We start from the raw sequence: 15,999 nt of genomic DNA, 5'->3' as shown, positions 1-15,999 counted from the left end.
TTTTTGTGCGGGGGGGGGGTCCCAATGTAGCTATTTCATTGCAAAAATGTAACGCCATATTTACAATTGGGGGTTGAAGGCAGAGGGAAGTGTGCCTTCTAGAAGCGCATTGGCGAGGCTCTGGGCAGAGGGCTTCGTGCTCTTGGAGGGGCCGGCGGGGCAAGGCCGGCTCTGAGAAGGACAACTATCAGCTGAGGGCGGCGTTTTGCGCTGTCCAGCGATGCTCCATTGGAGTGAGAATGGTGAGTTCAATGAACAGCAGATCAGGCTTTCCCGACCGCCGTGAGGCAGACCCGTCGCGCATGCAGGCGCGCATGGACGAGGAGCTGCGCTCAGATCCGGTCGAGCCTCCTCGCGACGACGCTACCCGCGAGGAGGCATACGAGGCGTACGTAGCAGCGCGATCCACGGGCTCCCGTGCGTCTCGTCGTGCCCTGGAGCGGGCTGAGCGCGCTCCAGGGCACGACGAGACGCACGCGCGCGTATATAGCGGGGATGCGAAGACCGCCGCTGACCAGGTGGTTAACTCGTTCCGGACGCGTCCCTGGGTGCGCGCGGTCTCCGCGGTGATGGCCGTGCTCCTGGCCGTCACGCTGTTCGACGTGACGGGCCTGCGTCCCCTGATGTTCGACGTGTCCAACGACGACGCCACCGCCGCCACCGAGCAGGCGAACGACGCCACGAAGGGCGAAAACGACCCGACCGCCGCCGATGCGAACGACCCTGCCGCCGCGGATGCCGACGATCCCGCTGCCGCAGACGCCGCGAACGATGCCGCGACCCCTGCCGAGGACGCCACCGGCGCCGCCGCCGACGCCGAAGCGCCCTCTGCCGAGGACGACGCCGCTGCCGACCAGCCCGCCGCCGAGCCTCAGGATCCCGCTGCCGCGAAGGCGGCCCTGCTGCAGCAGGTGGCCGACGAGCCGCTGGACGCCGACGTGCTGGCCTCGCTCAAGCCGACGTCCCTGACGGATGCGGCCGACGTGCTTCCCCGCCTCACCGACGACACCGAGGACGCGGCCGCCGTGGCGAACCGCATCAACCCGTTCATCGACGTGTGGGGCGCGCCGCTCATGGAGGGCACCACGTTCTACGCCAAGTCCAACCGCGCGAAGGCCCGTCTTGACCTGGGCAACCTGGGCCAGCTGCTTGAGGGCGGCTACGTGGCCGGCTCGGCCGACGGCGACGTGCTGACGGCCACCATCGAGCTGCCCTACCTGTACCGCGTGTCCGATGACGCGCTCTCCGCCACGCTCTCGCAGGAGGAGTGGCGCCTGCGCACCGCGCTGTGGTCCGAGGCCTCCAAGGCCGACGCGCCCGCCGACTACCAGGCCGTGGCCTCCGCAGCCGCCGCCCGCGCCGCCAATCCCGACGACACGGCCCGCGCCCCGCGCGTGGCCCTGTTCGCCGACGGCGTGCCGGCCGGCTGGTCGCTGTGGCAGGAGCACGACGGCGCCTACGTCGCGCTCACCGACGCCGACCTGCGCGCCGGCGTGTCCGGCCGCGTGATCCTGCGCTGGGAGGGCACCGACCCTGAGCGCCCCGGCCAGCTCTCCGCCGCCGACGTGGCCGCGGCCAGCCCCTCCTTCGAGCTGGGCTTTACCGGAGCTGTGCCCGAGGACGAGTCCGTCAACGTCTCCTACGGCTTCGAGCTGCAGAGCTACACCGCGCCCCTCACCGAGGAGCAGGAGGCCGCCGCGGCCATCGACCCCGAGTCTCCCGAGGCTCAGCCCACGGTGACCGTCGGCAAGGCCCTGCGCAAGGCGTCGGGCGCCATCGCGCTCACCAACGCCGACTCCAAGGCCAAGGCCGAGCTGTCCGTCTCCAGCCTGGGCACCCCCACGATGCCGCAAGCCGACGGTGCGGGCACCGGCTGGTGGCACGCGCTGGCCACCTTCGCCATGCCGCGTGACGTGGTGGCCGCGAGCTCCCTGGCGCTCACTGCGCAGTGGCGCGCCGACTGGCAGGGCGAAGGCGGCATCTCCACCGCATCGCTCGCGCGCTTCCGCGTGGCGAAGGATGGGGACGACGAGGCCGCCCGCGCTGCTGGCTACGTCGACCAGCTGGCCGCCGGCGCAGCCGTCGACGTGAGCGCCGAGACCCTGGCCCAGAACACCTACCGCGGCGTGCCCGGCCAGGGCGGCGCCGTCATCCTGGACGTCACCGACCTGACCGATCGCCAGATCGCCACCATCGACGCGGCCGACCCCGCCACCATCGAGGCGCTCGGCCTGGAGCCCATCCCCTACGAGCTGGCTGCCGACGGCACCATCCGCGTGCTGCGCGACAAGGCCGCCGGGCGCGTGGAGCCCGAGAAGCAGCGCCGGCTGCTGGTGGCCGCGCCCTTCGCCGAGTCGGCGCTCGTCGACGCGCCGCTGCCCGAGGGCGCCGCGCCCGACGCCACGCCCGGCTACCAGCCCGTCATTGCCACCTTCGGCCTGCAGGCCGGCTCGGTGGACGACGGCAAGCCCGTCTACCTGACCGACATCACCGAGCTCGCCGCCACCTTCGAGCGCGGCGCGGCCCCCGAGCAGCCGGCTCCCGGCGATGACGAGCCCGCCGCCGACCCCGATGCCGCCGACGAGCCCGCCGCCCCGGCCGAGCCCGACGAGAACGGCGTCACCCCGCCCACCGGCCCGTCGGTCGAGCTCAAGGACGGCCCGACCGTCCCGATGGCGCCTACGGTGGACAACCTGATGGCCGTCGGCGGCAGCTTCACCGTCATGCGCTCTCCGCTCCGCGCCGCTGGCAGCTCGCGTGCGGCGGTGGACTGGAACAACATCATGGATCCGTACTCCACGCTCCTCACCGAGAACGAGGCGCTCCCGGGCACGGTGAACACCTGGCTCATCAAGGGGTCATCGGAGATCACCCGCATCAACCTGACGGCCGACTTCAGCTTCAACATCGGCTATCTGGGCGATCAGCAGAACAAGACGAAGTTCACGGTGAACATCCCCTACCTGTACTTCGACGACAAGTACTCCGTGTGGCAGGCCTACACCTATGACGACTACCAGGCGGCCATCAAGAAGTACTACGAATACAACGTCGGCCGCGAGATGAGCCTGCGCCTCATCCCCGATACGAGCTTCTTCACCCAGTGGGACGTGAAGGACGACCGCAACCGCTCCATCACCGCATCCACCTACAACATTCACTACAAGGACGGCCTGGTGGGCTCGTTCACGTTCTCCTACAAGGGCCTCAACGCCCGTGGCGAGATGGACGTCAACTTCAAGCGTCCCGAGTTCCAGGTGGAGTTCCGCGGCACCATCCCCGAGAACACGGGCGCCACCGTCCTCATAGGCGGCGACGCGACGCTCTACAACGACATGACCACCAAGCACACGGGTAACTTCCACCGCGATCCCGGCAAGATGGAGACGGGCGACATCCACAACCGCACCATGACCTTCATCAAGACCAACCTGCAGTGGAACACCACGGTCACCAACATGTGGAGCCCTGCCATGTGGGACCGGTACAACTACATGGTGTACCGCGTGGAGACGGTGAACACGTCGGAGGACAAGGACACCCTCATCGACTACTTCGGCAACGTGTTCAAGTACCCCACCAACGAGCAGGGTGGCGGCGGCATGCGCCTTGAGGACGTCATGGCCTTCTGGGCCGAAGACGGCTCGGCGATCAAGAACCCCTCGGCCAACCTGAAGGGCCCCAACGGCAACGACAACCTCATCGGCAAGCCGATGGAGGGCGGCGTGCTCATCTATGACGTCACCAATGTGGATGACATCATCTGGAGCGGCGTGGAAAACGGCGGCCTTGACCTCGACAAGTTCACCAACATCGACGACTTCCTCAGCCGGACCGACCCGACCACGGGAGAGCCGCTGGTCACGCAGCTCCCGTACGTGACGGGTGGTTTCAACAACTCCATCTCCGTCCGTATTACGGAAAACGAAGGCGGCACCCTCATTCCGCAGGGGGACGACGACCACATGGTCATGCTCTTGGCGCTGCCCTATACCAACAACTTCACGCCGTTCACGATGAACGGCAACAAGGTGTATCCGAACGTGTCGCTCGACACCACGACCACCGTCTACTTCGGCGGCCGCGGCGAAGATGACTACTCTTGGGCCAAGACGCTCTACAACTCCGACTCGTTCAAGGAGGCGAAGAACGGCTTCGAGTACACGAAGGAGGCCTACAACCGCCTGGGGAACAACTGGACGGGCGACGCGCGCGACCGCCTGGGCTATCTGACCAAGTACCGCATCTCCGGCATCAAGACCACGGGCAACACGCCCGTCTCCTCCAACGACCTCTCCCTGCCCTTTGGCGCGGTGATCAACGACACCATGCCCGACAACTACGAGCTGGTGAACGTCGAGTTCCGCATGAAGAAGGATCACCTGGTGGCGGGAGACACCGTCCCCTACGACCTGTCCGACTACCTTTATATAGACGGCGCGGGCAGCCCCGCGAGCGCTATCCAGTTCGAGGTGCGCACCGGCCCTGACAAGGGCGGCCCCACCGCCCCGCGCCAGTGGGTGACCTTGACAGGAAGCCCGCAGTACGTGGGCCCCGACCCCAACGACAGCGCCTACGTCATCTACCGCGTGGGCGGCACGACCAGCAATGACGGCATCGCCGCGCAGCTGGAGGCCAGGGGCATCGCCGCCAAGCCGCGCAACTCCGTCGTGGGCAGCACGAGCACGTCCATGGCCTTCACCGGCAAGATGCGCTTCCTCATGGCCAACGAGCTGCCGAAGAACACCAACCTGCCCGTGGACATCACCATCCACGGCATCATGCGCTCGCCCATCAGCAACGGCGCGGACGGCCGCTACACCAACACCGTCGACGGCGAGTACGGCCGCAAGCAGTGGGTGGTCCCCGCGCAGAAGTACGACACCGCCAAGTACTACGGCGCCACCTCCCAGGCGAGCCTGCTGCCCGAGAGCGGCGTGCGTCCCTGGGTGGGCGGCGCGGGCTTCGACACGCCCGACGGCGCGGCTGTGCCCAACTTCAGCGCGTGGAACGGCACCGAGAACGCGCCGCTCAACGAGTCGCGCTCCGGCTTCATCTTCCACCTGGGCAACAACTCCTCGTCCATGATCGAGCCGGGCACGTTCACTACTACCAACATGCGCGTGGCCGACCACCGCTTCACCGGCCTGTATGATGGCAGCCTGCGCATCAACGAGTATCGCGGATTCGATACGAGCGCCATCGAGCTTTCGCCTGCGCTGTGGAGCAACTCGAACATCTCCAGCATCCGCGTGTGGTACCAGAACCCCAACTACAACTTCGGCTCCGGATCGTCCGCGAGCAACATCACCTACAAGGACATCCCGCGCGCTACCTTGGCGAGCGCCTACCTCCAGGCTGACGGCAGCGTGGTCATTCCCAAGTCGGTGTGGGCGGGCTCGGGCCGGGACAACAACTACTTCCTGCGCCTGGAGATCACCTTCGACAAGTTCGCCAGCGACATCCCCAACGCGGCCTCGCCGGCTGCCACGGGCACGCCCACCGTCATCCTGCGCGGTACCACCAGCTACACCGGTCAGTACACGGTGACGGGCACGTTCACCACCAGCTACCAGCTGGGCGGCACGCCGGTGAAGGCGACGGGCAGCGGCACGCTCAACGTCAACCCGGCTCAGCCGCGCGTCTACGCCAACGCCTACGAGGACGGCCTGGGATGGAGCAGCTGGAACCGGGAGCGTCCCTCGGCGCTGCTGCGCAACCGCTCCGGGTTCGCGTTCCACTGGGGCAACTACAGCCCGACCGCGCTCGAGCCCGGCCGCTTCCGCACGACCGCCATGCCCTACGAGATGCATGACGGCACGCGCCGCGGCTTCGAGACCGACTCGGTGCTCATCTCCAGCGAGGTGTTCGACTGCACCAACAACACGGTCAACGAGATTGTCGTGGTGGCGCTCGACGCCGACAACAACGAGGTCACCTACTCCTGGAAGAAGAACGACTCGACCGACCAGATCACCCCGCTCAAGGCGGCCGACGGCAGCGTGACGCTCACGCCCGCCCAGTGGGGCAACAACTACTTCAGCCGCATCGAGGTGCGCTTCGACGAGATGAACGCCAACGTATCGGCGGCCGTCGGCGGCAACGACCATGGCCCGCGCGTGAAGATTCACGGCACGACCACCTGGCTGGACAGCCAGCTGAAGGTCCAGGGCGAGCTGCGCAGCTGGTACACCTACCTCGACGACAACGGCGATGAGCAGATCGACGAGACGATGAACGTCAGCAGCATCGGCAAGGATGTGAACGGCACGTACATCGCCGGCTATCCCTGCGAGGCCATCCTGGCGCCGTACAACGCCAGCCCGGTGGTGGACGCCTATGCCTACGACGTGAAGAAGAGCCCCAAGTTCAGCGCCGCCGGGGGAACCCAGTCCGGCCCGCTCAACTCCAAGCGCTCCGGCTGGTACTTCCGCCTGCGCAACACCAACGACTCTTACGTCGACCCCGGCGTGTTCAGCACGTCCAACCTGACCTATCAGGTGATCGACGGGAAGAAGCGCGGCTACGACACCTCCTCGGTCACGCTGACCAAGGGCCTTCTGGCCAAGGGGCAGATCAGCAAGGTGCGCCTGTACTACTCGGTGAACGCCGAGGCTGACAACTACGTGGAGATCCCCTGGAGGGCGGGTGCGGCCGGCGGCGCCGACCTCCAGCAGTACCTGGTGGCGGCCGGCAGCGCGCAGGCGACCGAGTACGGCGCCGACGCCGTGGGCAGCATCGTGCTGCCCTCCTCCGCGTGGAACGGCGAGTACTTCGCCCGCGTGGAGGTGTACTTCGACCGCTACGACCCCAACGTGACCGCCACGCCCACGGGCAGCTACGACGACACGGCCGTCATCATCCACGGCATGCCCACGCAGATGGGCACGCGTACCATGTCGGGCACGTTCCGCACCCTGCACCTGGGCGACCAGGCCGACAACGACACGAAGGAGAAGTCCTCCACCGCGTCGGCCAAGCTGACGGCCAACACCATCAACCCGCAGATCACCATGGCGGCCGGCTGGTCGCTTGACGGCACCGCCCACGACTCCGGCGTGCGCCATGGCGCCGGCGACCGCGCGGGCATCAACGTGGCGGCCGATGTCGTGCCCTACCGCTGGGGAGAGAACCCCGCCCGCGAGAAGGCGTGGTTCCAGTACTCGCTCACCAACAACACGGAGTGCTCGGGCGATGAGGTGTACTTCGACCTGGCCGTTGACGAGATGGCCGCCGACACCGACGCCAACCGCGGCGAGTTCCGCGGCTTCGTCGGCCGCGAGCTGGTGATAGCCGGCTTCAGCAAGAACGACAAGGGCGCGTGGGTGCACTCCTCGGGCACGCTGCACGGCATCGACGTGTACGATCACACCGGCGCCAAGGCCCTGAGCCTGACCATGGACGACCTGGCTCCCTTCATCGACGCCTCGGGCGTGCTGACGCTGCCCTTCAAGGCCAACGTCAACGGCACGGTGACTAACATCGGCGTCAAGAAGGTGCGCCTGAACTACCAGACGCTCAACGAGTGGGTGAAGGACGACAAGACCCTGGTGGCGCGCATCTACGGCATGATGGAGACCCACGGCGCGGCCGTGAACAACGCCAACCGCTACTGGGTGCCGGCAACGAGCCAGCACAACGGCTACTGGGTTCCGGCTGATCCCATGTACCAGTACCGCTACACCACGGGCAGCTGCGCGTTCGGACCCATCGACGACCGCTACAACGACGCTGCCGGCAACCACTCCATTGGCCGCACGGAGTCGTGGCGCAGCTACATCGGGTGGTTCGACTGGGCGTCGAGCTCTTACGCCTACCGCGACGCGTACACCGCCCCTGGCCAGACGGCCCCGCTCATGGCCGCCGCCCAGGGTGACCCGGTGGAGGTCGTACACTACGCGGACGGCTCCGGCTATCACTTCACCGCGAACAACAACACCAACTCGCGCTCGGACTACAACGTCATCACCTACGACCTCACGTCGGTGGGCAACAAGCTCACGGTGAGCAACCCGGCGGAAGTGTACGGCTTCCTTACCAAGGAGGTGACGCTGAGCGCCGGCGTGGTGGACGCGGGCAAGTACTGGGACGAGCTGGATGACGGCACGGGCAACTCGCGCCTGGGCAAGTCCACGCTCAAGTCCGTCAACTTCTACTTCGTCGACTCCGCTACGGGCGCGGTTCCCACCACGCCCAGCGTGTCACTGACCCCGGATCAGCTGCAGGCCTACAAGCAGCCCGACGGCAGCTACAAGATGGTGGTGCACACCGACGCCGATGCCGGCCTGACGGCGGGCGCCGACTTCACCGCGCAGGCGTCCAAGTACCTGCGCAAGGTAACGCTCAACTACGACGTGATAGACCCGGCGTACTTCGGGCAGCAGATGACCGCCGACTTCAAGGGCCAGACCACGTGGTGGTCGAACTACGACACCACCGTGCATATGGACGGCGTCATGACCGCCGTGCAGACGGGCACCGGCTTCCCCGGCGGCAACTACGTCGCCCGCTCCACGCGCCGAGACCCGAGCCTGCTCACGGGCCGCCCCTACCTCAACGTGACCACCCATGGCAAGTACGTGGACATGGGCGAGGGCAGCTACGGCACCACGGCCACGAGTGACAACAACATCACCCGCGTCAGCGTTCCCTATGACCGCGACTTCGTGCTGTGGGCGCAGTTCGAGAACAGCCACGCCTACAACATGATCGACGACGCCGATGTGGACCTGGCCCTGGGCCTGGCGCGCGAGAGCGGCATCGTCACGCCCCCGGGCGGCAGCGTGACCGGCAGCGCCACGGCGTGGACCGGCTTCCACACCACCAAGATGGTCATCGCGGCCGAGTACCTGCAGCAGTGGGGCAAGCCAGGCAAGATCCAGCTGACCGGCGCGCTCTCGTCCGAGGCCACCGCCTCGCTCAAGGCCACCCTCGAGCCGCAGATCGACGCGACCACCGGCGACCTCGCCGGCTTCAAGAGCGGCGCGCGCACCTTCGCCATCCAGGCCGACGGCAGCTTCGAGCTCACGGAGAAGGATCTCATCGACCTGGGCATCCAGGAGCTCACCAACGTCAAGCTGCTCGACTGGCGCGACATGGAGCGCCGCACCTACCAGGCTGCCGGCGGCGCGGAGGTGCAGCGCATCTACTTCTACGGCTTCAGCGACAAGGACCTGGGCACCACCATCACGGGCCTGAGCGCCAACACCACGGTGTTCCTCAACAACATCCGCGAGAACGCGCAGGTAGACGACAACTACTACTACCAGATGAAGCGCAACGACCGCACCGAGGTGCGCATGTCGAAGATGTTCTTCGACGCCAACACGCGCGTGGCCTACAACGACATGGCGAACGAGAGCAAGGCCTACGAGAACTGGTCGTACGCCTTCGACGAGGATCATGACTACTGGAACAGCTACTGGGGCTGGGGCGGCACCGAGATCGACCAGCAGCTGGAGGTAGGCTACAAGGCGCTCGGCTCCTACACGGTGGACTTCCGCCAGCTGACGGGGACGAACGGCGTGGAGGCCGCCTGCCACTACGACCAGTGGTGCACTGAGCACCGCACGGGCTACAACATCTTCACCTGGTGCTCCGAAGGGCGCGCGGGCAACCACGCGAGCCCCATCGACGGGCGCACCTACAACAGCGCAGCCGTGCTCGACTTCGAGCAGACCATCCCGTCTGACGCCTTCGACGCCTACTACGTGCGCGTGCGCGACGCGGCGGTGCCCTACCTCAACTCCATCACCGTCTACTACGCCGACGGCTCGAGCTTCGTCGCGGACAAGGCCTCCATCATGGCCAACCGCCACAACGGCAACGGCACGGGCGTGGACGGCCAGAAGTACCTCCGCCTGAACCTGCTGGCCAAGGACGCCTCCGGCAAGCACGTGGCGGACTTCAGCAACAACGAGGCCGCCTACTTCAAGGACGCCTACTCCGGGTACTGGAACAGCTCGGACCCGGCCGCGGGCGACCGCGTGGTCAAGATCGTCTACAACGTGTCCATCAACCAGGACCAGTACACCGACGCCACCGAGGCCCACGCCAAGCAGGTGGACTTCGGCACGTGGTTCCGCTGGAACGACCCGAACTACGACGCCTTCGAGGTGTCGGGCCGCTTCTACAAGGTGACCAACGAGATCTACTCCACCACCAACGTGAAGATGCGCCTGGGCGACACCGCCTCCACCGCCGCCGCGCCGGGCACGACGGACAACGGCAACAGCGGCGACCGTCCCTACCACAAGGCGCAGGTGCGCTACGACTCGGGCGACCGCAACGCCGCCCAGGCCTACCGCTCCAACTGGTCCTACCAGGACTACGTGCAAAGCGGCCATCACGGGCACACCCCCTACAAGATGCGCCACCTGTGGACGCGCGCCCGCGCGGCGGTGGTGGAGGCCGGCGCCTACACGCGCAAGGGCCGCCTGAGCAACCTGACCAACGGCCGCGACGGCATCAACGGCCTGGAGGGCAGCACCGCCATCCGCTTCGCGAGCGACCAGTACTTCACCGTGTCGTTCCAGCGCCACTACGGGTCGGCCCAGTACAACCAGTGGAGCAACAAGCTCTCGTTCACCGACGAGGCCGTGCTGCGCGATGTCATGCCCGTGTGCAAGCCGGATGCCGAGATGGACTACTACGGCTTCCTCTCCACCGGCATGCAGATCCTTGGCAAGGACAACGCCGCGAGCCAGCATGTGCTGCCCCACGTGAAGGAGGTCATCTTCCACCTGGAGCAGTACAACGCCGACGGCACCGTCGCGGGCACGCGCTCGGTCACGGTGAGCCGCGCCGACCTGGGCGTGGATGCCGCGGAGGCCGCCGGCAAGGGCGTCTACATCTACTTCAACCGCCCGAAGGGGCTCAAGGAGGACGTTCCCGAGTCGCCGACCGACTTCAAGGCGGCCATCGACAACGGCTCGGCCTACCGCCTGAGCCTCGGCGCGGAGGAGTTCGTCGACAGCTACGACATCGTGCTCAACGAGTTCGGCGGCGCGGGCGATCATACCCAGGAGGTGGGCCGCAAGCACGCCGCCGACTACGACGCCGACCGCGACAACCCCGACGTGCGCGTCTACGGCCGTCCCTACGCCTACGTCAACCAGACCCCCACGGTGAACTCCGACGTGAACAACACGTCTCAGACGTTCACGCGCCGCTACGGCGACGGCCTGGGCGAGGGCAAGCAGGAGTACTGGCACGGCACCGACGGCCTGGGCACCTCCGGCAGCGGCGACGACTTCGTCAACACCGACAACGCCTTCTTGCTGGGCTACCTCATTCCCTTCGGCTACCACTACAGCATGCAGCGCGCCGACGGCACGACGCATGACATCACCGGCGCGGGCCGCATGTCGCACTTCTCCGCCGCCGACAACCTGGCACCGGCCCACGGCACCTTCGAGGCGCGCTTCTGGAACATCCGCGACCGCTTCTCGCTCGCGCAGAACCCCGACCCGGATAACTTCGGCCGCGCGTCCCACATCAACCAGGTGACGCTCAAGGCCACCACCTCCGGCGACTTCCGCATGCAGAAGGTCTACGTGCCCAAGCAGCTCGTGCCCACCGACCCGGACTGCCCCAAGACGGCGGAGGGCCAGCCCGCGTGGCTGGCGGTGGAGAACTTCTCGTTCGTCTACAACGGGCGCACCGTATCCGTCGACTGGCCGACGCTCGCGGGCATGGGCATCGTGTCCGCCGCGCCGCTCGCCAGCGGCCCCTACGCCGACTGCTACGAGGTTGACCTGGAGAAGTACCTGCGCGAGCAGTTCAACCTGTGGAAGACGAGCGGCGGTGCCAACGGCATCCAGCCGGTCACCTACACCGCCGTGTCGGCCACCAACCTCATCCCCGGCTACGCGCCCGACCTGACCACGGTCAACCGCACCTACGTGAACAGCCGCATCAGCGACCTGACCATCAGCTACAACTCGCCCACGGCGCATCGCAAGCAGGAAGACACGATGCTCGACGCGAGCCAGTACCTCTCGGGCGACCCGGACAACGCCAAGGGCGGGCGCTACAACTACGCCTTCGCCTACGACGGCGTGTACGTCGACCGCACGCTCGACGACTTCCTGAGCGCGCAGGAGACCACCTACACCGACCTGACGAAGGGCAACTGGAACGAGTACGCCACGCCGGCCGGCAACAAGCAGGGCATGGCCTACCCGGACATCAACTGCCGCGAGACGCTCGCCGTGACGAGCGTGCGCACGCGCGATCCCAACCACTGCTCTGTCAACGATCCCAACTATGTGAGCCAAGTGGGGCCGCTCAACCACGACCCCTACGCCGACAACGTGCTGTTCCACCGCCTGGCGCAGATGGAGACCTCCAGCGTGCGCGGCAAGCAGGTGACCCTCAACGGCGTGGACACCACCATCTTCGGCTACGACAACTCCAACAATGACGTGGCCTCGCCCGTGTCCTACAGCCCGGAGTCCCAGGCCAAGGACGCCAACATCCCCGACGGTGCCCTCTATGCCGGCGACTACGTGGAATACGTGGTGCGCGTGGGCAACAAGGCGGCCGACGCCCCCGGCGGCAAGTACGACGTGCCGCTGGAATCGGTGGACGCCCGCTTCCAGGTGGAGAAGGGCCAGCGCATCGTGGGCTGGGAGGTGCAGAAGGTCAAGCAGGCCGACGGCACCTGGACCGAGGACAACCCCACGGGATTGCCCGTCACCGCCGAGATAGGCGACGACGCCCTGGCGGCCCTGCGCGACGCGCCGGCCCAGACCGACCTTTCCGTCGTGGGCGGCGTGGAGCAGTACGACCAGAACCGCGTGCTCATGATCAAGCTGGGCGCCGACAAGTGGGTGGAGCAAAAGGCCAAGAACCCCGACGGCTCGGACAAGGTCAACGAGCAGGGCGAGCCGGTGTACGAGGACGTGATGACCCCGCAGGAGGATCGCCAGGTAGAGCCCGGCGAGTACGTGGCCATCCGCATCATCACCCAGCTGACGGGAGAGCTGGGCACCGACGCCTACCATGAGTCCGAGAACACGGCGGCCTACGGCAGCGCCAACGACTTGCCGTCCTATCGCGACGCCGCCCTGCGCGCCGACTTCTACGCGGCCAGCGCGCCCATGCACGGCTACCTGCAGTACATCGTGCCCGGCGGCGGTGACAACAACCATGACGTGTGGGGCTACTCCAACGACACGGGCCTGAGGCTGATCAGCTCCTACACCACCGCGCATCAGCGCGGCACCTACCTCACCGACGGCGTGCACAGCCAGTACGGCTCGCGCGTGTACAACTACGTGCGCTTCTACAACCACCGGGCCGATCGTCCGCGTAACAGCGTGGATCACTACAACGATCCCGCCATCACCCTCAAGTACACGGGCCAGGATCCGGCTACGCTGCTGCACTCCCGCCCGCGCGCGGACGGCGACACGGCGCAGCTGACCATCGGCGGCATCACCAATCCCACGTACCACACCACCGACCTCACGGTGACGGTGAGCCTGCTCGACAAGAACGGCAGCGGCCGCCAGGTGTTCGAGCTGACCGACACGCCCAAGCTGGCTGCCGGCACCGATGCCGTGCGCCGCGTGACGGCAGAGGGCCCCGACAAGGGCAAGATGATCAACCTGCGCTACCCGTCCAACATCCCGCCCAGCCTGAACCTGGATAGCCGCGACAGCACGCTTTCCGACGTGCTGAGCTCCATCGGCTCGGCCGGCGGCGGCGTGAGCGGCGGCGGCGACGTGGAGGACATTTCCTCCACCGTGCCCACCTACCAGGTATCTTACGTGGCCGACACGGGCGGCGAGGTCGATCCGGACGTCGATCCGGGCACCGACCCGTCCTTCGCCGGCAAGCTGCCGGCCAACTCGGCCTACGCCGAGGGCGACATCGCGGGCTCGACGGCCGAGGCCAAGCCCGGCTACGTCTTCGAGGGCTGGTACAAGCGCGTCAAGAACGAGGACGGTACCTTCACCGATACCAAGATCGAGGGCGCCGTGGCGGCGCTCACCCCCTCGCTCATCGCGGCCAACCTCAACACCAAGGCCGCGGTGGACACCGAGAAGCCCGAGCAGCCCGGCCCCGGCGCCGACGCCGAGGGCGGCGACGGCTCTGGCGACGGCTCTGGCGACGCGGGTGACGCGGGCGACGCCGACGGCTCCGGCGAGGCCGAGCCGCCGAGCACGGGGCCGGCCACCATCTACGACGACACCACCTTCGTCGCCAAGTTCAAGGCCGATGACAAGCGGAAGTACTCCGTGACCTACGCGTCCTCCGACAAGGACAAGGGCACCGTCTCCAACGAGGGCGACCTTGCCATGCAGGCGCTCAGCACCGCCCAGGTGACTGGCTCGACCGCCGCCCCGGCTGCGGGCTTCATCTTCGACGGCTGGTACCTGCGCACGCGCGATGCGGGCGGCGCGGAGGTGGACACCCTCGTCACCGAGGAGCTCCAGCTGACCGTCGATGACGTGCGCGAGGTGCTTGACGCCCAGTTCAAGGGCGATGACGGCCTCTACACCGACGCCGCCTTCGTCGCGAAGTTCGTCGACGAGTCGCAGCGCAAGTTCACCGTGAGCTACCTCGCCAGCGGCGAGGGCCAGGTGCGCACCGCCGGCTACAAGCCGGGCGCGGGCGACGAGGTGAAGCCCGGCGCGTGGGGCACGAGCGCGGACAACCGCAAGGTTCCCGCCGACGGCTCGACCATCACCGGCGCCGAGGCCCAGGCATCCGAGGGCTATCAGTGCGACGGCTGGTTCCTGCGCACCACCGGCGACGACGGCGTGACCGACACGGCCGTCACCCAGGCTGCCGTGCTCTCGCGCGAGGACGTGGCCGGCCTGTTCACCACCGAGGGCGAGGGCTGCAAGCTCACGGGTGACGTGACCTTCGTGGCCAAGTTCAGCCCCAAGACCGAGGCGCGCTTCGCGGTCACCTACGGCACCGACGGCAACGGCGAGGTGCGCACCCTCGGCACCGTCGAGGACGGCGAGGAAGTGGGCTTCGGCGAGTGGGGCGCGAGCGCCTCCAACACCGACATCGTGGCCCTCATCACCGCGGGCGTCACCGGCGTCCAGGCGCGCAGCAAGGCCGGCTATGCCTTCGAGGGCTGGTACGTCACCCAGAAGGCCGCCGACGGCACCGCCACGGAGAAGCGCATCAGCAGCGACGCCGAGCTCACGGCCGCCGCGGTCATCGCCGCGCTCAACACGACCACCACCGAGGCGGAAGGCGAGACGCCGGCCGAGACCCTCTACGCGGATACCGCCTTCACCGCCAAGTTCACGCCGGACGCGGCGCTCACCTATACCGTGAGCTATACCGCCACCGAGGGCGGCACCGTGTCTGCGGCCAGCAACGTCGACCAGAAGCTCAGCACCGCCAAGGTCACGGGCGCCACCGCCACGGTCAAGCCGGGCTATGAGTTCGCCGGCTGGTACCTGCGCACCTACGGCGAGCCCGAGTCCGAGGGCGGGGAGCCCACCTACACCGACGCCAAGGTCACCGAGGACCTGACGCTCACCGCCGCCGACGCCAAGGCGCGCCTGGCCAAGGATAAGGACGGCCTGTATGCCGATACGGCGTTCGTCGCCAAGTTCCAGGCAGAGGGCGACCGCACCTACACGGTCACCTACGAGGCCGACCCTTACGTCAAGGAGCAGGACGACGGCACCGAGGTGTCGGTCTTGGCCGGCGAGGTGGAGACCAAGACCAACGCCGACATCCAGGTGCTCTCCACCGAGGGCGTCACCGGCTCGGTGGCGCTGCCTGCCAACGGCTACAAGTTCGCCGGCTGGTACGTCCGCACCTACGTGGACGAGCAGCGGCAGGTGATGGTGCCCAAGCTGGAGGAGAAGTGGGAGAAGGTCAAGGTTCCGGTCCTCGATGAGGACGGCCACCAGAAGTACGACGATTACGGCGAGCCGATGTATATCGAGGAGAATCGCCTGGTCGTGGACGAGGACGGCAACCCCATCCTCCAGCCGGTGCTCGACAAGGACGGCAACCCCG

1 protein-coding gene (cut by a window edge) is annotated in these 15,999 nt (G+C 67.2%); it reads left to right on the top strand.

Features of this window, described 5'->3' with window-relative positions; genetic code table 11:
• Positions 1–251: 251 nt before the first annotated feature.
• Positions 252–15,999, top strand: the 5' portion of a protein-coding gene (locus AC6I0Y_RS11105; protein WP_497731956.1) for an InlB B-repeat-containing protein. 20,855 nt of this gene lie beyond the right edge of the window; only the first 15,748 of its 36,603 coding nucleotides appear in the window; it begins with the start codon at positions 252–254; its stop codon lies off the right edge, out of view.

The sequence above is a fragment of the Adlercreutzia sp. St.1H8 genome, from assembly GCF_059728655.1.
This window is presented reverse-complemented; position numbering and strand designations above follow the sequence as displayed.